The organism is Bradyrhizobium sp. LMG 9283 (genome assembly GCF_045571415.1).
GTDB lineage: Bacteria > Pseudomonadota > Alphaproteobacteria > Rhizobiales > Xanthobacteraceae > Bradyrhizobium.
Genome location: NZ_CP120691.1, coordinates 5423628 through 5447136 on the forward strand (window position 1 = coordinate 5423628; position 23509 = coordinate 5447136).

Genomic DNA, 23509 nt, shown 5'->3' on the forward strand with positions numbered 1-23509 from the left:
TCCCCTATCCGTCCGACAGGTGATGAATGGACAACAACGCGGTCGCAGACATCCCCTCGCCCGGAATGACGATGCAATCCAATCCCGACAACGGCGCGACACTTTCCTCGCCTGACTTCACGCCGCCCGCGGCTGACGCCCGGGATCATCCATCGATCAATTCAGGCTGGCTTCTGACGTTGATAGTCGCCGCCTCCGGCTTCGCGGGCCTTGGCTATGAAATTGTGTGGACGCGCCAGCTGAGCCTTGCGCTCGGCACCGAGATGATGGCGGTGTTGGGCGCGATCGCCGGCTTCTTCGGCGGGCTGGCGCTTGGCGCCTTCGTGCTGGACCGGCCGATCCGCCGCGCCAGATCGCCGCGAATGGCCTACGCGGCGCTGGAAGCTATCATCGGAATGTGGGGATTGCTCTGCATATGGCTGTTACCTGCGGCTGGCCGCTCCCTGGCGCCGCTTCTCGGCCCAGAACCGGCGCCAGCGCTGCTGTGGGCGGCCAGCTTTGCGCTGCCGACTCTGATCCTGCTCCCGGCAACCGCGGCCATGGGCGGGACGTTGACCGCGCTCGAGCGCATGGTGAGAGAGGCTCGCCACGGCTCCCGGGTAACCGCCGCCGTCTATGGAGCAAACACCGCCGGTGCCGTGGCCGGAACGTTGGTTTCCACGTTCGCCCTGCTGCCGGCTTTGGGCTTTTCGGCGACACTTGCATGTCTCGCCGGCGTGAATGCGCTATGCGCCTTGGGCGCGCTCATGCTCGGCGTGCGGAACACTGAGATGCCTTCGCAAGCCGGACAACGATCGGAACGACTACGGTTGGAGGCGCGCCTAACCCTCACCCTGCTTGCAACCGGTGTGCTCGGAATTGGCTTCGAGGTACTTGTCATCAGGCTCGCGGCGCAGGTACTGCAGGATACGATCTATACTTTTGCGGGGTTGCTCGCGGTTTATCTGCTCGGCACCGCGGCCGGCAGCCTGGCCTGGCAACGGACGGGCAACCGTGTCGATGACGCGAGCCTCGGGTTGCTGCTTGCAGGGACCGCGCTCACGTGCCTGCTGACCGCCTTGTTCATGCCGTCGATCGCCCGCGTCACGGACCGCCTCCTCGCGTGGGGTATCGTCGGAGAACTCGCGGTTGCGGCCGCGCTATTCCTGGCCCCATCGGCCGCAATGGGCGCGTTGTTCGGTCTGTTGGCAGAGCGGGTGCGCGAGCAGCGCGGGTCGCTGGGATGGGCAGTTGGCGTCAACAGTGTTGGAGCGGCGCTAGCGCCTATGCTGGCGGCAATCTTGATGATTCCCGCCCTTGGCGCATGGACCGCGCTGATTGCGGTCGCGCTCGGCTATTTGTTGCTGATCCCCCTGCGCCGCGCAGCACTAATGTGGTCGGCGCTACCAGCGACGTTCGCGGTGATCCTCCTACTGCTCCCTCACCCGTCCCTCACCCGGGTGCCGCCGGGTGGCGCGCTGCTGGCTGTTAGGGAAGGTCCGATGGTCACCGCGAGCGTTGTCGATGATGCTTCCGGCGCGCGATATCTAGAAGTGAACGGCCGTTTCCGCATGGGCGGCACCAGTTCAGCACGGTCGGACTATCGGCAGGCGGTGTTGCCGCTGCTCCTGCATCCTGCCCCTCATCACGCGTTGTTCCTTGGCATCGGCACGGGAGCCACCCTGGCCGGCGGAGCGCAGGTGCCGGGACTGTCGGTGCACGGCGTCGAACTGTCGAAGGAGGTCGTCGAGCTGCTTCCCTGGTTCGCCGATCCGACGATCAAAGGTCCGGTGCCTCGCATCACGGTTGCCGACGCGCGCCGCCATGTCGCGGCGGACAGCCGTCAGTACGACGTCATCGTGGCGGATCTGTTTCATCCGGCGCTGGACGGGAGCGGCGCGCTCTACACGACTGAACATTTCGCAGCGATACGAAACAGATTGGCCCCCGGGGGCGTATTCTGCCAATGGCTTCCGCTCTATCAGCTCGACTTGCCTTCCTTGCATGCCATCGTGCGCTCGTTCCTGGAGGTCTATCCGGCTGGATCGGCATGGCTCAACCACTACAGTGTGCGCACGCCGATGCTCGCCCTGATCGGCCCTCGCGGCGGCATCGGCCCCGACCTGAGTATGCTTGATCAGAGGCTCGCCAAATCCTCCATCGCACCCATGGCGCGACAGATCGGATTTGAGACCGACATGGATTTGCTTGGCCAATATCTCGGAGGACCACGCGCGCTGTCTGCCTTCGCTGGCTCAGGACCTCGGAACACCGACGATCGCCCCTTCGTCACATTCGACGCAAACCGCAACGTAAAGGCCTTGACGGAGCCACCGTGGAAATTGCTGCTTGCAGTGATCGAGGCGATGCAGCCCGATCCGGCCGAGCTCTTGCCTTTGTCAAGTCGTGACGCGCTAGGCCCGCGCCTGCTCGCGTATTGGCGCGCGCGCGACCGCTTCCTTGAGGCCGGCGCAACGCTGCCGGGAGATCCTCGCGGCGCGGCGCTGATCACGGCAGCAACTCCGGGCTTGTTGAACGCGGTGCGTCTTAGCCCGGAGTTCGAGCCCGCCTACCGTCCGCTGATTGCGATGGCGCGATCGCTGATGGCCTCCGATCCGGCGGCGGCGACACGCCTGCTGCATGAAATCGAGAAGGCGGCGCCCTCACGTATCGAGGCGCGAGAGCTGCTGGCGCTTCAGCATCAACAGTGAGGATGCCGATGCCGTCACGCCGGAGCGAACTCCGGCTCACGGTGCAAAGTTGATGCGATAGCCCCAGCAATCCAGACTGTCGGGAATGGCGTTGAACGCTATGGTGATGCGCTGCTCGCCCTGGTTTCTTGGCACCTCATGATAGAGATAGCTGGGGAATAGGACGAGATCGCCCAGCTCGGCCTCCGGCAACACGTATTTTCCGGCATTGAAAGGTCCAATGGCGGCGGTTCGCGTGTGGTGGCGAAATGAGAAATCAGATCCGCCGGGTGGCCGCACGAAAACCGTCTTGCAGGCCGGGTGCGACGGCGTGAGGTACAATATGCCGGAAACAAAACTGTTGGCATGCGAATGCAGTGCCTGACTGCCGCCGTTTTCCAGCATGTTTGTCCACATCTCCTTGACCGTCCAGCGCAGCTTCTCGCCGAACAGCAGGTAGCCGAACTCCGCCAGTTTCGGAATGGTCAGCTCAGCGATCTCGCGAAACAGATTGTTGTCGCGTGGATCGGCCACCTGCGTATGGAATAGCTGGTCAGAGCGCAGGTTGTTCTCAATGCGCGCGCTGCGGATTGCCGCGACTGCAGCTTCGTTCAGCGCCTGCGGCAGCAGCCGCGGCGAACGCAGCAAGGGGATCGGGAAAAGCGGCTCGATCTGATCCATTTCGCAAATCTACCTATTCTTGGGTCGGCGCCGACAATGCGCGATCAAAGATGACATCGCGATGACAGCAAGCAGGATTTGCGAGGCCTTCCCTATTCGTCGGGCTTGAGCACTTTCAGCTTTTCGCCGGGCGGGACGTCGTGTCGCCGTTCGCGGACCTGTTCAACAGCACGCGCGGCCATCTCGAGGCACTCGTCGAATTCACCATTGCCGGCTTCAACCAGGGCTTGCTGCAAGTGACGCTCGGCAAAGTAACGGGAGAGATTGTCCTGGGGTAAGCCTGCCGCCAAGGTGCGCGCCTCACCGACCGCGGCCTTGCAATGTTCCAGCGTGGGTTCGTCCGCGCCTGGCGCAACATCGGCCGCAGCCGTGCCGCAACTGGCGCCAATGACAAGGCACAGCGCGCAGAGACCAATTCGTAAGCAAGAGTGGCACATTTCGCAATCAAAGGTTCCGACGGGAAGCTATCGCTTCCCGCCGGACGACCTCGTTGTACACTTACTGATGGCCGTCGTGGTGACCGTCGTCATGGCCGTTATCGGCCCGACGCGACAGCCTGCGCGCCAGATCAGCGTTGGTCTCGACCAGCAGCTTCGGCGAGCCCTCCGGACGGACGAAGATCGGATTGGCGTAGAACCACACGTTCGAGTAGGCCTGAACGTCGTGGGTCACTTTCTTGACGCCATTCACCGCTTCCAAATGTGCCGGACAGGCCGGGTCGGTGCAGCTCACCTGTGCATTGTTGGCGTCGAGCAGCGGATTGCCTGCCGAGTCCGTGACATTGGGGGTGCCAACCGGAATATTGGTTCCGCGTGCGCGGATATAGAAGGGAGTCTGGCCAGCGGTGAACGTCGTCGTGAACCGCAGCCGGACAGAACCATCGCGACCGTGTTCGCGATGCATCTGCGTCGCATTGATCTGCTGCGCGATCTTCGCCGACGGATTGTACACGATCGACGCACCAGCCGTGCCCGCCGCGTTCGGAACCGCGTACCCCGGAGCACCCGGTGCAATCACGCCGGTGATGTCTCCCGTGATCAGATCGACGTGATCGAGCGCCGGCTTGTCGAGTGGCTGCTTGATCCCCACCGGCACCAGCAGAGGATTGTTAAAGCTGTAGGGGCTGTTGTTCTTGGAGGGGATGGTCATCGCCATCTCGAGCGTCACGCGATCGCCCGGCCTCACGACCAGCGTTTCGCCCATGCCCTTCCAGTCCTCGCCGCGTGCTCGTGCACGGAACACCAGATCGGGGCCGATCAGTTCGGCGTTAACCGAGTAGGAGTTGCCCGAACGCATTCCGTCGATGACCGACTGCGCCGAGAAATGTCCGGCATTCGGAACGTACAGCTTGGTGTACTCGCCGGGAATAAAATCCGCCGTCGTGAACGAGTCGCGCGCCCCGCCCGCGCCGCGGTTATGCCAGTCGGAGCTTACATAGACGAAGAAGTTGCGACCTTCACCCAGCAGGCCGTCCCAGAGTCCGCCTACCTTCGCGGTGTAAATGCCCGCCATGCCGTATGTGCCGCCGCCGACCGCACCGCTCCCGTAGGATCCGGATCCGCCGTTGAGCCCGCCCTCGGCAAAGTGACCGGGCGACTCGATGCCGAACGCGACGGTCGGTCCGGCATTGTTGAAATTGCGGAAGTGCTCGATGTTGTAGCCTTTGGTGCCCGTCGGGCTGAACGGTCCCTGACGCTCGGTGTGGGTGGGAATGACATAGGATTGCAGCGGATAATTCGCCTGCAGCCACTTGATGCCTTCCAGCGCCTTTTGGTGACCGGCCGTGCCCGTATTGTTGACGTTGTCCTTACCGGGCCAGAGCTGGTTTTCGCCGTCCACGAGACCGATCGCGTCGGTATCGGCGCGGTCGAAGCGATATTCGAATTCCGCCATTTTGTCGGCATTGCCGTGGCCCCTCGGGTGCTGACCGGCAATGACCGCGACGTCGACGTGTTCGTGGCCAGGCGCGATCCACTCGAGACCCTCGATCAGCACCTTGTTGTACATCGGCGTACGATTGACGATGATCGGATATTCTACCTCCCGGATCGACTGCCAGCGCCACATCTTCGCATCGCTGCCGGTGCCGTTTGGCGTGCCCTTCAAGCTGGTAATCGTGATGCCATCGATGGTTTGGCCGAGCGTCTGATTCCAGGTCCTCGTGGTGTCGCCCGGAAGATTGGCGCTCGTGTCGCTGAAGCGGCAGTCGCGGTTACCCGAACCGCCGTGATTGCCGAGAGTGAACCAGTCGAGATCGAAGTTATTGCCACCGCCGGCCGCAACGCCTCTTGCGACTGCGCGGTCGATCGCATAGCCCGCGGACACCGAGCCGTCCGTGCAGGTGTTGTGATTGTGCATATCGCCGGCAACATAAGGATTTCCTCTGTGCCCATCGCTGCCCCACTGCTGGGCTTCGGCGCCCTGGGTTAGCGCCAATGACGCCGATGCTGCGGTCAACAGAATCGCTTTGGTAGACGGAAACATCTATCGCCCCTCTTCGGATTTAATTTCGTCGGTGCAGCAGGAAGGGAGGACTCTCAAGCGGCCGTAGCGCGCCGCATTTGATTGCACTCTCTGCGGTCCGGACAACAGCAGACTTCAGAGACAATTGCGTGAAGGTTTTGTGTTGGCGCGCAGAGCGCCCACAGAAGCCCAGGCACTTCCCGCCCGTAAATTTCTCTTGCACCAGACACACGATTGTGGATGACAGATGGAGAGCTCTGTCGACTGTTAGCGGGCCGCCAGTCACCCTCTGAGAATGTAAAGCTTTTATGTCAATACCAGCGACACAGATTGAAGCGCAGTCCTCTCAAATGTTGCAGACCGGACGCTCAGACCACGAGAGTGCGGAAGCTGCGCAGGGCGTGACGCGTTATTCGCGCTCAATCATCTCAACGCTCATGCGGCTATCGCGCGAACCTCTACTGCATTTCGCTCTGCTTGGAGGGATGATCTTCGCGGCCGACGCCGCTCTGCATCCGGCCGCCAAGGACGAAAAGGTGATCACCGTTACCAAGGCGTTGCGCCAATCCTTCATCGAGAACTTCGACGAGGATAAAGAACGCACACCTTCCGACGACCAGCTTCAGAAACGGATTGACGCCTGGGTCGCGAGCGAAATCCTTTATCGCGAGGGCAAGGCGCTTGCCGTGGACCGTGGCGACGAGATGATCCGCGACCGAATTGCGTTCAAGATGCAGTTGCTGATCTTCGATCAGATTCGGATCGCGAAACCGACCGAAGAGCAACTGCAGGCATGGTTTGCCGAAAATCACACCCGCTTCGACGAGCCGGAACGCGTTTCCTTCTACATCACCCCGCCGACTGATCAGACCACGGCGCAACGTCAGCTCGACGACATTGTCCAACAGCACGAATCAGCGGAGTTGCAGCAGCAAACTCGCGCAATTCTCGCCCGGCCCGTCGCCAGCTTGGCCGCATCCTTCGGTGAGGATTTCCGTGATGCGCTGCTGAGCATGCCGCACGAGCAGTGGAAGGTGTTGCGGTCCAAGGAGGGTTGGCACGTTGTTCGCCTCGACTCGCGGCGTGAAGGGGCGCTTGCAAGTCTCGAGAAGGTGCGGGATGAGGCCGCCAGGATTTGGCAGACGGAAGAAACGCGCAAGCTCGCCTGGGAAGCTGTCAAGCGGCTCAAGGCTTCCTATCAGGTGCGGTACGAGCAGTGATGGCGATCCGGTATTTGCGGCTGGCGCTGCTCGTGCTCGCCGTGCTCGTGCAACCCTGCGCGCTCCGCGCGCATGAGGCAACGCTCGGCGTACTCGAATTCCGCGAGGTTCGTCCGGGGGCGTTCGTCGGCCGCTGGACCATGCAGCCGGCGATTGGCGCTGCGCGGGTCGATCTGCGGGTGCCGCCCCATTGCTTCCTCCAGCTGCCGGAGATGAACTGTGGCCAGAAAGGGTTGGTCGGCCCGATCACCATCACCAACCTCGGCGCCAACATGTCGGCTGTGCTGATCAAGATCATTCCGATCGAAGGTGAGCCGCGCAGCTACACGATTTCGACTGCGAATCCAGTGGTGTCCGTACTCGGCACTGGCGCACCGACGCTTCAGACCTGGATCGAGCTCGCCAGGAGCTATGTAAACTACGGAATCGATCACATCCTTTTGGGAGCCGATCATCTGTTGTTCGTGTTGGGCCTGATCTGGATCGTCGGCGGCGGATGGCGGCTGGTGAAAACGATCACCGCCTTCACAATCGGACACAGCGCTTCGCTTGCTGCGGCGGCTTTCGGCCTGATCGGCGTGCCGGAACGCTCACTCAACGCTTGCATCGCATTAAGCATCGCGTTTCTCGCAGTCGAAATCGTCAAGCAACAGCGTGGAGAGATCGGCCTTACCGCTCGCCATCCGTGGGGCGTCGCATTTGCGTTCGGGCTGGTTCACGGCATCGGGTTCGCTGGCGCTCTGGCAGGACTTGGGCTCGAAAGCCGTCTCCTGCCGGCGGCGCTGCTCTTCTTCAATGTCGGCGTGGAGATCGGCCAGCTTGCCTTTGTGCTGCTTGTGCTCGCGTTGATCTGGGCGCATCGGCGACTCGGCGCCGTCTTGCCACGCTGGGGAGACGCTCTCCCGGCCTACGCCATCGGTACCGTTTCGATGTTCTGGTTCTTCGGCCGTCTTGCGCGCGTGCTTGCGGCCATGTGAGAGCAAGGAGTAAGCTCATGTCACCGCGCATCATAACGTGCCTGGCTGCGCTTGCCGCGCTCTGCCTCGCAGAACCCGCTCTCGCGCACGAGCAAACCGGCGTGCAGGGCGGCTTGGTCAGTGGGCTGCTGCATCCATTGACGGGGATGGACCATCTGGTTGCGATGGTCGCAGTCGGAATCTGGGGAGCGCAACTCGGCGCGCCGGCGATCTGGGTACTTCCCATCACCTTTCCGCTCGTGATGGCGCTGGGCGGCGTCGTGGGGGTGCTGAAAATTCCGCTGCCGGTGCCCGAGATCGTGATCGCGCTGTCTGCGCTCGCGCTGGGTGCGGTGGTCGCGATGCGTCTGAAGCTGCCGTTTTCCGTCGCGGCTGCGGTGGTTGCCGTATTCGCGATCTTTCACGGGCACGCGCACGGGGTCGAGCTTCCGGGCTCGGCCAACCCGCTGGCCTACGGCATCGGCTTTGTCGTTGCCACGGGCATGCTCCACCTCTGTGGAATTGTAATTGGAATCCTGACGCGTTGGCCCGCCGGAGCGCGCGTTGTTCAGGCTCTCGGCGCGGTCATTGCAGCGCTCGGATGCTACTTCCTCGTGCATACTCTGGGAGCCACTGCATGAAGATTCGGCTCGGCGGTGCTGGGATCACGGCTGCGACGCTGTTTGCCTCCACAACCGCATCGGAAGCGCACGTCATTGCCGCGCGACTTGGCGATTTCTACGTCGGTGCCGTGCATCCTTTCACCGATCTCCATGACATCATCCTTTGGCTGGCGATCGGAGTTCTCGGAGGCTCGCTCGGAGCTTCGAAAGGACGGTGGCTTGTCCTGGTGTTTCCTCTGGGGCTGCTCGCCGGACTTTACCTTGTTGCGGGCCTCGGATTCGTGTTGTCCGAGTCGTCGGCCCTGCCCGCAGCAATGATTCTGCTCACGGGACTGCTGCTGGCGGCGGCGACGCCGGTTCCAGCAACGCTCTTGTGCGTCATCGCTTTCGCATTGGCAGCGACACGCGGCGCGGCGAATGCAAGCAATCTCGAGCCGGAAACCAATCGGCTGCTGTTCGCGGCAGGATTGGCCAGTGCGGGTTACGCGGTCACCACATTGATAATGGCCCTCACGCTCGCTTTCCAGCGACCGGCTAGCGCCGGCCCAATCGCATGGCGCACGATCGCGGTTCGCGCGTTCGGCGGCTGGGTCGCCGCAATCGGTTTAATGATGACCGGACTCGCGTTCGCTTCCTGAGTCGGTCGTTGGTACGGACACGCGAGCCTGAGAGAGTGCTCCGCGTCGTTAGGCAGCGAGCTAACTGGTAACGCGCAGCCATCCGCAGCCGCCCGCCTTTGCTGGCGCATCGATCCTCGCGAGCGGGTCGTCCTGGATCGTGGTGGCAAGTTCTTGTATGACATTGTTGTTGAATCGTCATACCGGCTTGCTACGTGAGTGGGTCGGCTTGGGTGCGTGCAGTGGTCAGCGACTGTACCAGGTATTGTGCGGGGACGTGTCAGTGCGTGGGGCCTTGTTGTTGCGGATATTTGCCGCCACCACCTCGTCCGTCATGTGCTCGCTCCCGGCAGTGGCGCACGAAGTAGCCACAACAGGTAATTCCAATCAGCTTCCGCCCATCACCGTCACTGCACCCGGTGTGCAGCCCAATCGGGTCGTCCGGCCCAAACGGGTCCAAAATCGCGGGGCGCAGCGCGCGACCACTGCCCGGTCCGAACTGCCAGTTGCAGTCGGCGCCAACGGCGTCACTGCCGGCGATTCATCCGACAAGACCGCTGCCCTGCAGCCCACGGCCGCCAGCGCCATGAAGATCAGCGGCGCGGAAGTCAACGCGGTGCCGTTCGCGCGGGTCGGCGAGGCCTTGGAAGTCGTGCCCGGCCTGATCGTCACCCAGCATTCCGGCGAGGGCAAAGCCAATCAGTATTTCCTGCGCGGCTTCAATCTCGACCACGGCACCGATCTCGCCATCAGCGTCGATGGTATGCCGGTCAACATGCCGACGCACGGCCATGGGCAGGGCTATGCCGACATCAACTTCCTCATTCCCGAGCTGATCCAGTCGGTCAATGTCCGCAAGGGTCCGTACTTCGCCGATGTGGGCGATTTCGGCTCCGCCGGCGCGGTGGCAATCGACTACCTCAACAAGCTGCCGAAGAATATCGCGGAGATGACATTTGGCAGTTTTGGCTATCGCCGTGGATTGGCGGCAGGCTCGATCGTCGTCGGCGAGGGCACGCTACTCACGGCGATCGAGGCCACCAAATACGATGGCCCTTGGGAGTTGCCGGACGACGTACGCAAGATCAACGGCGTGCTGCGCTATAGCCAGGGCACCGCCACCGACGGATTCACGTTCACGGGAATGGCCTATTCCAACGGCTGGAATTCGACTGACCAGGTCGCGCAGCGCGCCGTCGACCAGGGCATCATCAGCCGTTTCGGCACACTCGATCCGACCGACGGCGGCAGCTCCAGCCGCTTCAGCCTATCCGGCAATTGGGCGCAGTCGAGCGCGTATGGGCAGAGCAGGATAAGCGCCTATGTCGTGCGCTCGGATCTGCAGCTCTTCAACAATTTCACTTACTTCCTCGACAATCCCGTCAATGGCGACCAGTTCAACCAGCTCGATCGCCGTACCTTCGGCGGCTTCGATGCGCGGCACGCCTTCGACTGGCGGTTTGGCGGCTTGGTGACGCAAACCCGTGTTGGCGTGCAGAGCCGCTACGACGACATCCATGTCGGCCTATTCAAGACCGAACAGCGCAATTTGCTCTCGACCGTTCGCGACGATCGCGTGCAGGAAGGCAACGTCGGCATCTGGACGGACAGCACCACGCACTGGAACGACTGGCTGCACACGACCATCGGCCTCCGCGAGGACATCTTTGCCGGACACGTGCTGAGCGACACGTCACAAAATTCCGGAAATGCACAGGCGACGATGGCAAGCCCGAAGGCCGGCATCGTGCTCGGGCCCTGGTTCAAGACCGAATTCTTTGGCAATGCCGGCTATGGCCTGCACAGCAATGATATCAGAGGCGCGACCATCACAGTCGATCCAAACGACAGGGTGACGCCGCTCGAGCGCGTGCCGCTCCTGGTGCGCTCGCGCGGCGCCGAACTCGGCATCCGCACCAGGGCGATCGAAGGCCTCACCAGCTCGGTTGCGGTCTTCGCGCTCGATTTCGATTCGGAACTGCTGTTCGTCGGCGATGCCGGTACGACCGAGCCGAGCCGGCCGAGCCGTCGCGTCGGCGTGGAATGGACGAACAAATACAAGCCGGTGCCGTGGCTGGCGTTCGATCTCGACGTTGCCTATACCCGCGCGCGTTTCACCGATTTCGATCCCGCAGGCGATCGCATTCCCGGTGCACCGGCTTGGGTGGCGAGTGGCGCAGTTACTTTTGGCAGCGAGACCGGTTGGTTCGGGGCACTCAAAGCGCGCTATTTCGGCCCGCGTCCGCTGATCGAAGATGACAGCGTGCGATCGCTGTCGTCGCTGATTTTCAATGCCCGCGCGGGGTATCGATTTGAAAACGGCGTGAAGCTGCAGCTCGACGTGCTCAATCTCTTCAACACGCAGACCAATCAAATCGAATACTATTACCTGTCGCGCCTACCGAGCGAACCGATCGGGGGGTTCGCCGATCGCCATATTCACCCCGCCGAGCCGCGCGCCGTGCGGTTGACAATAGCAGCTCGGTTCTGAAGGTCCGCTTCGGTCAATTGCCTTTTCCGCGGATCGAATTGGGCCTAAGTGCGGCCGATGGGGCGAGAGAATGACCTTTGCGAGCCATGCAGCGGCTTCGGGGGGCACACCACAATCGAGAGCACCGTACAATCGAGAGCACCGTCCGGTACCTCGGAATTGAATTTGACAACGCGCTCGCAATAGCAGAGCAGCGTCTGAACTGATTGGGCAGAGCAGACATGCTCTACCCCTCCATTGCAGCCTGCTTTGGGCCGATTCTGTTGAAAAAGGCGGCTGTTGCGACGCAGAGATATCAGTGATTCAGTCTGTCTAATTGGCAGGACTGAAGATCATGATGGGGCATCGGCAAGTCGAACAGACCGCGTTGTTCTATGAGTTCTCGCTGGAAAGACATATCCCGACTGATCACTTGCTGCGGTCGATCGACAGGTTTGTCGATCTTGAACAGGTCCGGCGGGACCTGGCGCCTTTCTACAGCAGCATCGGTCGGCCTTCGATCGATCCCGAGCTGACGATCCGGATGCTCCTGATCGGTTACTGCTTCGGCATCCGATCGGAGCGGCGCCTGTGCGATGAGGTCCACCTCAATTTGGCCTACAGGTGGTTCTGCCGGCTCGGTCTAGACGGGGCGGTGCCGGATCACTCGACATTCTCCAAGAACAGGCACGGCCGCTTCCGGCAGAGCGACCTCTTCCGTCGCGTGTTCGAGAGCGTCTTGCGTCGCTGCATCGAGGAACGACTGGTCGGCGGTGAGGGATTTGCAGTCGATGCGAGCCTAATCAAGGCCGATGCCAATCGGCAGAAGGGGATCGAAGGCGATAAGGGACTTCCGCCGGAGGCTGCCAGCCGAGCAATCGATGAATATCTGGCTGTCCTTGATGATGCCGCTTTCGGAGCCGCGACCGAGGTTACCCCGAAGTTCGTATCGCCTTCCGATCCGGCGGCGCGCTGGACGGGGGCGCACGGCGGCCAAGCGTTTTTTGCCTATTCGACGAACTATCTGGTCGACATCGAGAACGCGATCATCATCGATGTTGAGGCAACGACGGCAATCCGGCAGGCGGAGGTATTGGCCGCCAAGCGCATGATTGAGCGCTCGCTGGAGCGGTTTGATCTCTATCCGAGCCGGCTGCTCGGTGACAGCGGCTATGGCTCGGCCGAGATGCTCGCCTGGCTGGTCTATGAGCACGGGATCGAACCGCACGTTACAGTCTTCGACAAGTCGGCCCGCACAGACGGGATCTTCTCGCGCGACGACTTCACCTATGACCATGCTGGGGACATCTATCGTTGCCCTGGTGGCAAAATTCTTACCACGACCGGAACGTTGGTGAATGATGGTGCCACCATGCTTTACCTCGCCAGCAAGCGCGATTGTGATCGATGCGCATTGAAGCCCCGATGCTGCCCCAAGCAGGCTTCACGGAGAGTGCCCCGCTCGATCTACGAGGGCGCTCGCGACATGGCGCGCCAGATCGCGAGATCGTGGGAGGGAGGCACCTCGCGCCGGTTTCGCAAGAAAATCGAGATGTTGTTCGCGCACCTCAAGCGCATTCTCAAGCTCGACCGTTTGCGTTTACGAGGTCCAAACGGCGCGCGCGACGAGTTCATCCTCGCAGCCACCGCCCAAAACCTTCGAAAGATGGCCAAGCTGATCCCGATGCCCACCCCGACGCTCGCATAGGGTCAGCAAGAGCAGTTCCGGCCACGTCGCGACGGAGCTATTACAACGAAATACTACCGGCCTTTTTCAACGGAATCGGCCAGAAGCTGAATTATCAGGCTGAAGAACGGGCGGCCTTCTAGCTGCCGAGAAACTTATCGAACCCTACCAAGGCACCAAAAACGGTCGCGGTGACGGCAAGGAAGGCGACCAAATACCAAAGGCGATACATGCCGGGATAACCGGCTGATCGATGATTGGTTCACACCCGGCAGATCGTGCCCCGCGGCGTGGTGTAGCTGAGTGCGGGTGACCGCGCTCGCCGGCATGGCCGGATCGGTCAGCTGGCAATTGCCGGAAAGCTGACGGCGGGATCTCGCCCAACAGGGCGATCGTTTCCAGTGTCGTGTAGCGACCCCGTTGAACCGCCCACTCGTCGTTCTGTTCGAGCAGGATGGCGCCGATCAGGCGGGTGATGGCGTCCTCATTTGGGAAGATGCCGACCACTTCGGTCCGCCGTTTGATCTCACCATTGACCCGTTCGAGTGGATTGGTCGAGTGCAGCTTGGCGCGGTGCGCGGCGGGGAAGCTCATGTAGGCCAGCACGTCGGTCTCGGCCTCGTCAAGGAAGGCCGCGAGCTTCGGCAGTTTGGGACGCAGTTGGTCGGCAATGCGCCGCCATTGCGCGTGCCGCTTCGGCGTCGTCCTGAGCAAAGGCGGTGGCAATGAAGGCGGAGACCACGCCCAAGTGCCGTTGGCGTTGCCTCTCTTGCGATTTTTCTTGATCTCCCGGTGCACACGTCGTGCACACGCGGCCTCTAAGCTATTGAAGGACTTGAACTCACGCTCCGATCCATCATGGGAGCCACGGAAAAGAGATAGCGAGATGACCTGAAGCTTGAGCGTGCTAGTCGCACCTCCTAACGGTTCACGGCATCATTCTCAAGACGCATTTCCGCGCAATCGATTTGTACACGGCAGTCGGCGAAAGAGAGAAATATCGGTCACGATTGCAGCAACGGGAACAAGCTTGGGCCAGCTTCAGCAGCAATGGTCCAACACATCAACAGAAGGTGAGCAGCCAGCTCACATTGGACGAAACTTCAAAATGGGCTGCTCGACAAAATCTGCGGGCTCGAAAGCTCCACACAATGGCGGCGATAGGGCGACATCCCCAGCCCGCTTATACTCATCTCGCCAACTGAGTATAAGTGAACTCCTCGCTCGCCCTTTCTTCTTCTGCTGGCTGGCCCAGGATTTCAGGTGGGACGAGATCAGCACGGGAGTGTCTCCGGTCAAGTGCAGATAGGCAAACCGATCGAAGCAGAGCTTTTGCGCCAACCGCGCCGCAATGCGCTCTCAAGCCGCCGCGCTCAACCACCAGCATCAGCGCCTGGACCGCCGCCTACGCAATTCTACTTGCACGTCGACACTCCGGCGCGCGGGTCTGACCGGACGTCCGCTTTGGCGCCAAGAGCGGCCCTCCCCCAGGTCGCACTTTTAGCATCGGCCGCCCCAAAAGTTACAAAGGCTGTAGCCTCGTTCGAACGGATGTAGCCGATGTTACGGCTACCAGCCGAAGCGCTATATCCGAACTGACGACTGGGCTTTCGATCTTCCCAGGATGACATTCTGTCCCGAGTGCAGAACCCCTCCGATTGCGCGGAGCGATCGTGATGAGGGAGGCTACAATGGATTTTTCACGAGTGTCGGACGGAATCCGGCTGCATCACGCCTCCCATCGCCACCATGGCTACGATGGTGACGACGACTCCGGTCCGGCACCGCGTGCCCCGCACCTGATTGACAGTGGCGTCAAAGTCCATGGTCCAAACCCGTTTGCGGGCCATGGAGCGCATCCCGCGAGCGCTCATGCCCTGCCCCATGACTCTGGCCCAATTCAATTCGAGCATCTCACCACATCGGTGGGTCAGTTCGGCCACCACACTGCGGCGGGCCAGAATCCTTGGGCCACCGAGTCGGCTTCCGGCGCATACCATTTCGGGATGGGCGCCGCCACAGTCGAGAGTGGAACGAACACGGCTGGGAACAGCGGACACGGCTACTTCTACGGCGGCATCGTTCACGCGTCTTTGCTGATCTATGAGCCGATCAACATCTCGGTGAGTTCAGGATACGGCTCGGTCGCTCTGGCCAACCAGTCCAACAATTTGAACGTCGATCAATCCGCCTTTCAGATCGCCGGCGTCGGCGGACATGGCGGCAGTGAAAATATTGCATCGGGGGGGAGCGTCAGTACTTCCTCTTGGACGAATGTGATCGCCAGCGGCGACAACAGTGCCGGTAACGGCGGCAGCGGCTATTTCTCCGGTGCGTTGGTGGACGCTCCTGTGGTGATCTATCATCCGATAAACATTGCGTTGGCGAGCTCGGGCGGCTCTGCTCATGCAAGTCAATCGAACACGGTCGACATCGATCAATCGGTCACGCAGATCGCGGGCGTCGGCGGAAATGGCGGAAATGGCAATGTGGCCGCCGGCGGTAGCATCCTCACGCTCGACCCTAGCTGGGGATCAAGCAACGAAGTGAGCGCCTGGGACGTTCAAGCCGGCGGGAGCCAGGCCGGCAATGGCGGGGACGGCGCGTTTTACGGGGAGCTCGTCCATACCTCGTTCGTGCTGTACAATCCGATCAACATCGCGATCGCTGGCTATGGCTCCAGCGCTTACGCGGTCCAGACAAATGATGTTTCCGTGGATCAATCCGCGGTTCAGATCGCCGGCGTTGGCGGACACGGCGGCAACGACAACGCCGCAGCGGGCGGCCACGCAAACCTTCTCTCCCATAATCTGTGGGGCGGCTCCGACACGATCGCGACCGGCTCGAACAGCGCAGGCAATGGCGGCAACGGCTATTTTGCCGGCAGTCTGATCGATGTCAGCGTCGCGATCTATGCGCCCATTAACATAGCCATCGCAGGTCCACATTCGACGGCCGTGGCCGATCAGGTCAACAACGTGCACATCGACCAGAGTGCGGTTCAGATCGCCGGAGTTGGCGGGGACGGCGGCTACGGCAATCTTGCGCTTGCTGACGATGCCGCGCATCTCTTGTCAGATCTTCACCTGCTGGCATAGCGCGACGCTTCGTACTGCTTGCATGATCGATCGCATCGCGGCACGTGCAGTTGCCACTCCTCGCCTGCAAAGCCCCGCGTAGAGGCACCCTCGCCTGACGGATGGCGTACTTTCGTACGTAGGCCGACAAAGCCGGATTGTATCCGATTTGACATCTATCGCACTCGCGCACGGGCGGATCAGACTTGCCGCGCGCGTCCGCCTGATCGGGATGGATGTTGCACGACAGCCAACAGAATGACGGAGGCCTCAAATGATGCCAAAGGCAATCAACATCACGGATACGATCGACTTCAAATCGATCAACACCGGTGGTCAAAGTGCCGGAAATGGCGGCGACGGTAATTTCAAGGGAGCCATCATCAGCAAGCCGACTCTCAACTTCGATCCAACCAACAAAGCCGACGGTGCCGATGTGCATGTGAACACCGGCGATCACGTCAAACAGACGGCGGATTGGGACGCCGGGGGCGCAAACACCAAGGCCTCATGGTTTTCCAAGGCCCATGGCGGAGACGCCGAGTCGAATGGAAGCCAGAAATCCTACAGCGGCCACGATACCTCCAAGGTATACGCCAATACGGATGCCACCCAGATCAACAAGCTCATTGTGGACCAGCACCAGGAAGTCGTGGCTGGCATCGGCGGCGATGGCGGAGACGGCAACTTCGCGTGGGGTGGAGGAGTGACCTTCCATCTCGATACGCTCTGACCAGCGGCTCGTCCGACTGGCGGGACCGGCGGCCACTGCCGCCGGTCCTGGATTTCACGTCAATGTCCCCGTGATGCCGTTGCCAGATTGCATTGGCCGTCGGGCAAGTGCGCCGGACCTCGATTTCAGGCGGTGACGATCATGCTGGTGCCGCCCACTCGATTGCCCATCCTGCCGCCAATCCGTACGCCGCTGCACGCGGCCCTCTGGTCCTGTGCGGGACCGCTTGGTCTCGTATTCGCATATAGTTGCAGCTACAATTTGCTTCTGTTTGCGCCCTCCATCTACCTTCTTCAGATCTACGACAGGGTTTTGTCGAGCCGGAGCGGCGACACACTGCTTCTGCTCACGCTCATTGTCGCGATCACGGTCGTGGTCGGCGGCGTGTTCGATGCATTGCGGCGTGCTGTCCTGGGCCGGCTTGGCTCCTGGCTCGACGATCGGCTTCGTGCTTGCGTGCTTTCGGCCAGCCTCGAATCCGCGCTTCGCAGCGATTGGACGCGGGCCTCGGACGCATATCGGGATCTCACGATCCTGCGCCAGTCCGTGGAATCCGGCGCATGTCCGATGCTGTTCGACGCGCTCTGGGCGCCCCTGTTCCTCCTGGTCCTCTTTCTGATCCATCCCCTGCTTGGCGTGGTGGGCGCCTGCTGCGTGGCCTTCCTATTCGCTCTCACGGTTGTCGGAGATCTGGTGACCGAGAACGTTCTGCTCAAATCCAGCGCTGCGCTGTCCAGAAGCTACGGCCGCCTTCAGGCTGCCGCCGGCAACGTCCACATGATCCGCGCCATGGGAATGTTCGAGAGTGCAGCGCGAGCGATCTACCACGACGCGGAGGACGCCCGCAGAGAGCACGACGAGGCACTCCGCCGAGGCGAGATCGTGATGTTGGCCACCAAACCGGTCCGCGCGCTGTCGCAAGTCCTGATCATGGGAGCAGCCGCGTGGCTCGTCCTTGATCACGGGAAAAGTCCGGCGATCATCTTTGCCTCTACGCTGATGTTCAGCCGGGCGCTCGCGCCAGTCGAGAGTGCAATCGCAGGCTGGAAATCGCTCGTTACGGCCGTGAGTGCCTGTCAGCGGCTCGGCGCTCTTCTCGCCGCATTCCCCGCCACCGAGCAGCAGGATACGGAGATCTCGCCGCGACAAGCGCGGAACGGTCTCGTCGTTGACAATGTTGGCGTAAAGCTACCGGGGCCCGACCACTTTCTGCTGAAAGATGTCTCGTTCAGCCTCGCGCCCGGAGAGTGCCTTGGCATTATCGGTCCGTCCGGTTCTGGCAAGTCCCTGCTTGGCCAAGTGATCGCCGGGCTGTCGATGCCAACGCATGGCGGTGTCCGCCTCGACAGTACCGACGTCTCGCTGCTTCGCGAGCAACGAAGCGGCCAACATCTGGGATATCTGCCCCAGGACATCAATCTGCTCGGCGACACCATAAACGACATCATCGCGCGGCTTGATGCCGTCGATCGGCGGAAGGTCGTCGATGCGGCCAAGCTCGTCGGAATCCATGAGGCGATCATGCGCCTACCGCTCGGGTACGACACAGTGGTTCACAGTGAAAACTCATTCTCGCGCGGATATCGGCAGCGCCTCGGTCTGGCCCGAGCCTTTTTCGGCAGTCCGCGCCTCGTTGTTCTAGACGAGCCGAACGCCAGCCTCGACTACGGGGGCGAGCGAATGCTGCTGGATGCCATCGAGCGCATGAAGCGCGAAAATGTCGTCCTGGTCGTCGTCACTCACCGGATGGGTCTCCTCGCAGCCACGGACAAGATCGCCATCATGGAAGGCGGTGCGGTCGTCGCGTTCGGCGACAGCGAGGAAATCTTTGAACGGCACTTGGCTCGGCCCCAGGTTAGGTCGCAAGTTGCGCCATGATCTGGCATTTTCCCACAAGCTGGAAGCTTCCCGCGGTCTCGCAACTTCCCATGATCTGGGACCAGATCACGCGAACACCCGTACGCCCCCCGCTCGCCGGGCGACTTGGGGGCGTTGTTACCGCAATCGACGATTTCGAGCCTCTCGAATTTCCATGGTGCTCGACCCCCACACCGGTCTCTCCGCGCGCCAGGCTTCGCGGGATCACCCTCGCGGGCAATCTGCTGGTGCTCGGCTTCATGCTTGGGCTTGGCACATGGGCGAGCTTCGCGCCACTTGAGAGCGCCGCAATCGCGTCTGGCGTCGTGGAATCGGAATCGAACCGCAAGACGATCCAGCATCTGGAAGGCGGTATCGTCAGGAGCATCTTGGTTTCCGACGGCGATGTCGTGCGAAGCGGGCAAACACTGATCACGCTGGACGACACTCGCGCCGATTCGGAGGTGCAAAGTCTTCAGGGCCAGTTGTGGGATGCAATTGCTCGTGCCGCGCGACTTCAGGCCGAGCAGGAGAGATTTGAGAGGATCGCAGTCCCGAGCACGCTGGACCAGGACAGCCAACAGAATGGGGCGGCGGCCGCTGCGCTGTCGGCGCAGCAGTTCATTTTCCAGGCACGCCGGCAGGTTCACGAGTCGCAGCTTGCGGTCATTCGCGAGCGGAGGCATCAGGTCGAGAAGGAGATCGAAGGTCTCAAGGCTCAGGAGAGCGCCACCGGGCAGCGAAGCGACATCGTCCGGGAAGAACTCGATATGGTCACGACCCTCGTCAACAAAGGACTCGAACGGCGGCCACGGCTTCTGAATCTGCAGCGTGAACTGGCCGACGTTGAGGGGCGCCGTGGTGAGATCGCGGCGCAGATTTCTCGCGCCGGGCAGGTCATCAACGAGTCGCGGGCAAATTTGTTCAAGCTCGAGAGCGAAAGGCAGAACGAGATCGCACAATCGCTTCGCGAAGCACAGAACCAGATATTTCAACTCCGCGAACGGTTGCTTGCGGCCAGGGACCAACTAACCCGAACGGAGGTCAAGGCGCCCGAGGACGGCGTGATAACTGATCTGCGGATTCATACGACCGGCGGCGTCATCGGGGCTGGCGCTCCGCTCATGGACCTGGTGCCCCGGCAAGACCGCCTCATCGTGACCGCCCGCCTGCGGCCGGAGGACATCGACGTGGTTCATCCCGGCCTCAATGCCGAGGTGCATCTCGTACCGTACAATCAGCGTCGCGTGCCGCGCCTAAAGGGAACCGTCGTGCACGTATCCGCAGACCGGCTCCTCGACAAGCGTACCGACCAGCCATACTACGCGACCAGGATTCGGATCGACGACGCCCAGATGGCTGCAAACGGCATCCGGATCGTTCCCGGCATGCCCGTTCAAGTGTTCATCACCACGGGGCGCGGCACCGTTGCCCTTTACGCGCTGAGCCCCCTGCTCGACAGCTTCCGCGGTGCATTCAGAGAGGATTGATCCAGCTCCGCCTGATTAGGTCTCCGGCGTTGAGGCTGCGCCCGCATCGTGATCACGACTCTGCGCGGGCAACCGGCCACGCCAGCGGAGGACCGCTTCCGTGCGATTGTGAGCGGCACATTTCCTCATGATATGCTGAATGTGCATTTTAACGGTGCTTTCCGAGAGGTTCATTTTGGCGGCGATCAGCTTGTTGGGCAGGCCGAGCTCCAGTTCCGCCAGAACCTGCTGCTCTCGAGGCGTGAAATCGGTCAAGCTCCTGTCGATAGCCGCCCTGGCTGCTTCGTTCGTCAGATATGCGGACGCAAGCCGACGCGCATCCGGTGGCTCGAAACCCGGTATCCTGTTTATTCCAGCGACCGGCAACGGCCTGTAGCAGCCTCCGACAAGAACAAGGCGCAGGCCGGCGATGACGACCTCTATTGGCAGCGAGGTGGGGAGAAAACCGCGCACACCCCGCTGCATCGCGGCCTGCGCGGTCGGCTCGTCGTCATGGTTTGACAGGATTGCAACGGCCGCGTTGGGACAGCACTCCGCGACGAAGGCGAGATCGTCCTCAACCGAGGGATCGCCGATAGGCTTGTCCGCGATACTCAGCAACACCAGACGAACATCGCGAGCTGACGCGCTGTCCAGGCTTTGGACCGTTGCCATGTCAAGGATCTCGAATTCGGCCAATTCCCGCCTGAAGACGTTCAGAATGCATGTGCGAGGCAATAGAAGGGGCTCGATGATCACCAGAACCGGCAAGTGAAGCGATCCATTGAGCCGTTTTGAGAAGTTGGTTAGGTCATCCATGATTTCCTCGGAATGAAAAGAATCTCTGCCACAGTCCCACGATCCGTGCTGTGTATTCCCGTTGCGGCATTCATCCTGAATGCATCGTCACGCGCAGTGCCAACATTAGGATCGTATCCACTGCGGAATAGTCTGACGCCCGGGTGGAAGTTCTTTCCGCTCAAATCACATGGACGCGTGCCGCACCGTGGCGCGGTCGACGCATCCCCTCAATTGCAGATATTTCGATACGCGGTTGACGCCGCCGACCCCGACTTGCCGTCGACGACGTATGCTTCGTCCTCCTTCACGAGATAAAGAAACGGTTTCTCTCCAGTCTCGCCGCCTGACGCGTTTCTTCCTTTCACACGACCGCAAATCGTATCCACAGCGCGCCCAAACATGTTCAATCGCATTGCGCGCTTCATATCGCTGAACTCGGCCGATCCTGGATCGTCCATCTTCGATGCGATCGTGACCTTTGCCCTGTCCAGGACAGTATCTGACCTTGCCGCCGGGCGTTCGGGCGCCGGGTCGCTGATCCTCGTGCGCGGGGCGGCCGCCTTGGCGAGATCGGCCGATCCGCGTCTCTTCGGGGATGGCCTCTTGCCGGACTTTGCCGAGGTTGCAGAATTCGATTTGACAATCGCAGGAGTTGGCGCCAACGCCGCCGGCGTTGGCTCTGCGGGTCGGGCGACTGCAACCCTGTCGAAACAGGGTCGCGCCGCACACCCAAGGAAATATCCTCGGGACGGCGCGAACCAGCCAAAGCCGACCAGAATTCCTGCCAGCACTCCAACAAAAAGCAGTCCCATCCGATTCCCCTCCTCGGGAACTCGGCTCGCAATCGTAACTAGGACTAATTCCGCGCTGGTGATCTATCTGTTGCGCAAAAGCGTTAAGCGTTCATTAAGCGCGGAAGGTTGCCCGGCACTGCCGGGGCGGGCCGGTCCGGCTCCAGGCCGTGCGGAAAGCCCGTTTTGTCATCTCGCCGAGCGACAGCCGGGGATGAAATCTTCTCCGATTGCTGCTCAACCCAGGTCAGCGCACAACCCTTACCGAACTGATCACCGCATCGCAGAACGATGGCGCGGCGCGCTAGCGGACGGGAGATGGGGCGTTATTGCGGCAACTTCGTCACAGGTCTGCCAGCAACTTGCGAGCTTCCACGAGATCGCGTGTTTCCAAGCCCTCGCTGAACCAGCTGTAGATCGGCACAAGAGCGTCGCGCGCCTCTCGCCGCATGCCGCGTGCCGCCTGGAGTCTGGCGCGCGCAACGCTTGCGCGAAGCTCGGGCAGCCTTGCACCCTGGGCAGCGGCAATTTCACTCGCGGCCTCGAACTCCGCGTCCGCTTGATTTTCGGCCTCCTCCCCGGCTGCCAGCAACAGCAGTTCACCGCGCTCCCGGTGAAGTTCGACGGCGCACCAGCTCTCGAGACTGGCGTCCGCAATTGCTACCGCTTCGTCGATGACCCGAAGCCCGGCCATGGCGTTTCCAGCCTTGCGATGAAGCGCCGCGAGCAAGCCAAGATGGTGCGGAATACGTAGCCCCGCACTTGTACGTCGGAAATCCTCAAGCCCAGCATCAAAGTCGGCAAGACCTTCCTCAAGCCTGCCGGATTCAGCGATCGCCCAGGCGCGAACGAGGCTGGCCCATGCGCCATAGTAGTCGAAGCGGTACTCGGTGCAGATGTCGCGTGACACTGCAGCTGCTTTCAGTGCGGCATCGGGCTCTTGCCGGAATTGATATAGCATCGCCAGATAGTTGAGCGCGAGCGCGATGCTGAATGGATGTGAAATCTCACGCGCGACGGCGAGCCCTTTCTCAGCAATCCCAAGGCTACGAACGGGATAGCCGAGATGCCAATCGCAATGGCTCATGTAGGCGCGGCAGAATACGCTCATATCAATTCCGTAGACCTCGGAATAATAGCGACCGCGGTATTCGCCGGCTTGTGCGCTTCTCTCGAACCGGTCGCGCGAGAATTGAAACTGGCCGAGGTGGAATGAGAGCACTCCCGCAAGATGATCGGCTTCGGCTTGACGCACGGGATCACCGCTTCGTTTCGCTAGCGCCTCCGTCTCCTCGACGAGGCTTGTGACCTCGCGCAGGTTGGCGCGCACGTGGTAGACGTGGCCAAGCCCCTTCAACGCGGCGGAGAGATCAGCCTCGCTCTGCAGCTCGCGGC

General features: G+C 61.5%; 17 protein-coding genes and 1 pseudogene. 11 read left to right on the forward strand and 7 right to left on the reverse strand.

From position 1 onward, the window contains the following. Nucleotides 1-26 precede the first annotated feature (26 nt). Nucleotides 27-2690, forward strand: coding sequence for a spermidine synthase (locus tag P6U29_RS25765; protein WP_407112895.1), 2664 nt, complete (start codon nucleotides 27-29; stop codon nucleotides 2688-2690). 36 nt (nucleotides 2691-2726) lie between these two features. On the opposite strand, the gene P6U29_RS25770 is transcribed toward P6U29_RS25765, so the two are convergent. The 3 genes from P6U29_RS25770 to P6U29_RS25780 all read right to left on the reverse strand — a co-directional run bounded on the left by P6U29_RS25770 (nucleotide 2727) and on the right by P6U29_RS25780 (nucleotide 5834). Then, entirely contained in the window at nucleotides 2727-3350 is a 624-nt protein-coding gene (locus P6U29_RS25770; RefSeq protein ID WP_407112896.1) for a putative 2OG-Fe(II) oxygenase, read from the reverse strand. A 92-nt stretch (nucleotides 3351-3442) separates the two neighbouring features. After that, nucleotides 3443-3640 carry a hypothetical protein gene (locus P6U29_RS25775; protein WP_407112897.1) on the reverse strand — a complete coding sequence of 66 codons (198 nt, stop codon included), beginning with the start codon at nucleotides 3638-3640 and terminating at the stop codon, nucleotides 3443-3445. A gap of 208 nt (nucleotides 3641-3848) precedes the next feature. Next, on the reverse strand, nucleotides 3849-5834 hold the full coding sequence (locus tag P6U29_RS25780) for a hypothetical protein (protein WP_407112898.1): 1986 nt from the start codon (nucleotides 5832-5834) through the stop codon (nucleotides 3849-3851). A gap of 329 nt (nucleotides 5835-6163) precedes the next feature. Here P6U29_RS25780 and P6U29_RS25785 point away from each other — a divergent pair, with 329 nt between their 5' ends. From P6U29_RS25785 to P6U29_RS25810, 6 genes are all read left to right on the forward strand, one after another. Further along, nucleotides 6164-7033, forward strand: coding sequence for a peptidyl-prolyl cis-trans isomerase (locus P6U29_RS25785; RefSeq protein ID WP_407112899.1), 870 nt, complete (start codon nucleotides 6164-6166; stop codon nucleotides 7031-7033). Further along, nucleotides 7033-8010: a HupE/UreJ family protein gene (locus P6U29_RS25790; protein ID WP_407112900.1), complete on the forward strand. Its 978-nt coding sequence runs from the start codon at nucleotides 7033-7035 to the stop codon at nucleotides 8008-8010. The genes P6U29_RS25785 and P6U29_RS25790 overlap by 1 nt, the downstream gene beginning before the upstream one ends. Nucleotides 8011-8027: 17 nt before the next feature. Continuing rightward, nucleotides 8028-8630 (forward strand): HupE/UreJ family protein, encoded by a 603-nt coding sequence (locus P6U29_RS25795; RefSeq protein WP_407112901.1) that lies wholly within the window; start codon nucleotides 8028-8030, stop codon nucleotides 8628-8630. Next, on the forward strand, nucleotides 8627-9250 hold the full coding sequence (locus tag P6U29_RS25800) for a HupE/UreJ family protein (protein ID WP_407112902.1): 624 nt from the start codon (nucleotides 8627-8629) through the stop codon (nucleotides 9248-9250). Before P6U29_RS25795 ends, P6U29_RS25800 begins: the two co-directional genes overlap by 4 nt. 565 nt (nucleotides 9251-9815) lie before the next feature. Next, nucleotides 9816-11720, forward strand: a complete 1905-nt coding sequence (locus tag P6U29_RS25805) for a TonB-dependent receptor domain-containing protein (protein ID WP_407112903.1) — start codon at nucleotides 9816-9818, stop codon at nucleotides 11718-11720. Between the two features lie 334 nt (nucleotides 11721-12054). After that, a complete protein-coding gene (locus P6U29_RS25810) occupies nucleotides 12055-13407 on the forward strand; it encodes a transposase (protein WP_407112904.1) in 1353 nt (450 codons plus the stop codon). A 319-nt stretch (nucleotides 13408-13726) separates the two neighbouring features. On the opposite strand, the pseudogene P6U29_RS25815 reads toward P6U29_RS25810, so the two are convergent. Continuing rightward, nucleotides 13727-14128: pseudogene (locus P6U29_RS25815) on the reverse strand (transposase); the annotation flags it as partial. A 949-nt stretch (nucleotides 14129-15077) separates the two neighbouring features. Here P6U29_RS25815 and P6U29_RS25820 point away from each other — a divergent pair. From P6U29_RS25820 to P6U29_RS25835, 4 genes are all read left to right on the forward strand, one after another. Further along, entirely contained in the window at nucleotides 15078-16484 is a 1407-nt protein-coding gene (locus P6U29_RS25820; RefSeq protein WP_407112905.1) for a hypothetical protein, read from the forward strand. A gap of 253 nt (nucleotides 16485-16737) precedes the next feature. Further along, a complete protein-coding gene (locus P6U29_RS25825) occupies nucleotides 16738-17196 on the forward strand; it encodes a hypothetical protein (RefSeq protein WP_407112906.1) in 459 nt (152 codons plus the stop codon). 141 nt (nucleotides 17197-17337) lie between these two features. Continuing rightward, a complete protein-coding gene (locus P6U29_RS25830; RefSeq protein WP_407119425.1) occupies nucleotides 17338-19074 on the forward strand; it encodes a type I secretion system permease/ATPase in 1737 nt (578 codons plus the stop codon). Then, on the forward strand, nucleotides 19071-20543 hold the full coding sequence (locus P6U29_RS25835; RefSeq protein ID WP_407112907.1) for an HlyD family type I secretion periplasmic adaptor subunit: 1473 nt from the start codon (nucleotides 19071-19073) through the stop codon (nucleotides 20541-20543). Before P6U29_RS25830 ends, P6U29_RS25835 begins: the two co-directional genes overlap by 4 nt. Before the next feature lie 15 nt (nucleotides 20544-20558). Here P6U29_RS25835 and P6U29_RS25840 read toward each other — a convergent pair whose 3' ends face one another. The 3 genes from P6U29_RS25840 to P6U29_RS25850 all read right to left on the reverse strand — a co-directional run bounded on the left by P6U29_RS25840 (nucleotide 20559) and on the right by P6U29_RS25850 (nucleotide 23471). Further along, on the reverse strand, nucleotides 20559-21341 hold the full coding sequence (locus P6U29_RS25840) for a LuxR C-terminal-related transcriptional regulator (RefSeq protein WP_407112908.1): 783 nt from the start codon (nucleotides 21339-21341) through the stop codon (nucleotides 20559-20561). 209 nt (nucleotides 21342-21550) lie between these two features. Further along, a complete protein-coding gene (locus tag P6U29_RS25845; protein WP_407112909.1) occupies nucleotides 21551-22135 on the reverse strand; it encodes a hypothetical protein in 585 nt (194 codons plus the stop codon). 322 nt (nucleotides 22136-22457) lie between these two features. Further along, the gene (locus tag P6U29_RS25850; RefSeq protein ID WP_407112910.1) at nucleotides 22458-23471 is read right to left on the reverse strand and encodes a hypothetical protein; all 1014 of its coding nucleotides are present in this window, start codon (nucleotides 23469-23471) and stop codon (nucleotides 22458-22460) included. Nucleotides 23472-23509: the final 38 nt, after the last annotated feature.

What these genes read in the sequence shown, in the direction of transcription:
- P6U29_RS25765 (WP_407112895.1), top strand. Translation starts at nt 27, where the DNA reads ATGGACAACAACGCGGTCGCAGACATCCCCTCGCCCGGAATGACGATG.
- P6U29_RS25770 (WP_407112896.1), bottom strand. Translation starts at nt 3,350, where the DNA reads ATGGATCAGATCGAGCCGCTTTTCCCGATCCCCTTGCTGCGTTCGCCG.
- P6U29_RS25780 (WP_407112898.1), bottom strand. Translation starts at nt 5,834, where the DNA reads ATGTTTCCGTCTACCAAAGCGATTCTGTTGACCGCAGCATCGGCGTCA.
- P6U29_RS25785 (WP_407112899.1), top strand. Translation starts at nt 6,164, where the DNA reads ATGTTGCAGACCGGACGCTCAGACCACGAGAGTGCGGAAGCTGCGCAG.
- P6U29_RS25790 (WP_407112900.1), top strand. Translation starts at nt 7,033, where the DNA reads ATGGCGATCCGGTATTTGCGGCTGGCGCTGCTCGTGCTCGCCGTGCTC.
- P6U29_RS25795 (WP_407112901.1), top strand. Translation starts at nt 8,028, where the DNA reads ATGTCACCGCGCATCATAACGTGCCTGGCTGCGCTTGCCGCGCTCTGC.
- P6U29_RS25800 (WP_407112902.1), top strand. Translation starts at nt 8,627, where the DNA reads ATGAAGATTCGGCTCGGCGGTGCTGGGATCACGGCTGCGACGCTGTTT.
- P6U29_RS25805 (WP_407112903.1), top strand. Translation starts at nt 9,816, where the DNA reads ATGAAGATCAGCGGCGCGGAAGTCAACGCGGTGCCGTTCGCGCGGGTC.
- P6U29_RS25810 (WP_407112904.1), top strand. Translation starts at nt 12,055, where the DNA reads ATGATGGGGCATCGGCAAGTCGAACAGACCGCGTTGTTCTATGAGTTC.
- P6U29_RS25820 (WP_407112905.1), top strand. Translation starts at nt 15,078, where the DNA reads ATGGATTTTTCACGAGTGTCGGACGGAATCCGGCTGCATCACGCCTCC.
- P6U29_RS25825 (WP_407112906.1), top strand. Translation starts at nt 16,738, where the DNA reads ATGATGCCAAAGGCAATCAACATCACGGATACGATCGACTTCAAATCG.
- P6U29_RS25830 (WP_407119425.1), top strand. Translation starts at nt 17,338, where the DNA reads ATGCTGGTGCCGCCCACTCGATTGCCCATCCTGCCGCCAATCCGTACG.
- P6U29_RS25835 (WP_407112907.1), top strand. Translation starts at nt 19,071, where the DNA reads ATGATCTGGCATTTTCCCACAAGCTGGAAGCTTCCCGCGGTCTCGCAA.
- P6U29_RS25840 (WP_407112908.1), bottom strand. Translation starts at nt 21,341, where the DNA reads ATGGATGACCTAACCAACTTCTCAAAACGGCTCAATGGATCGCTTCAC.
- P6U29_RS25845 (WP_407112909.1), bottom strand. Translation starts at nt 22,135, where the DNA reads ATGGGACTGCTTTTTGTTGGAGTGCTGGCAGGAATTCTGGTCGGCTTT.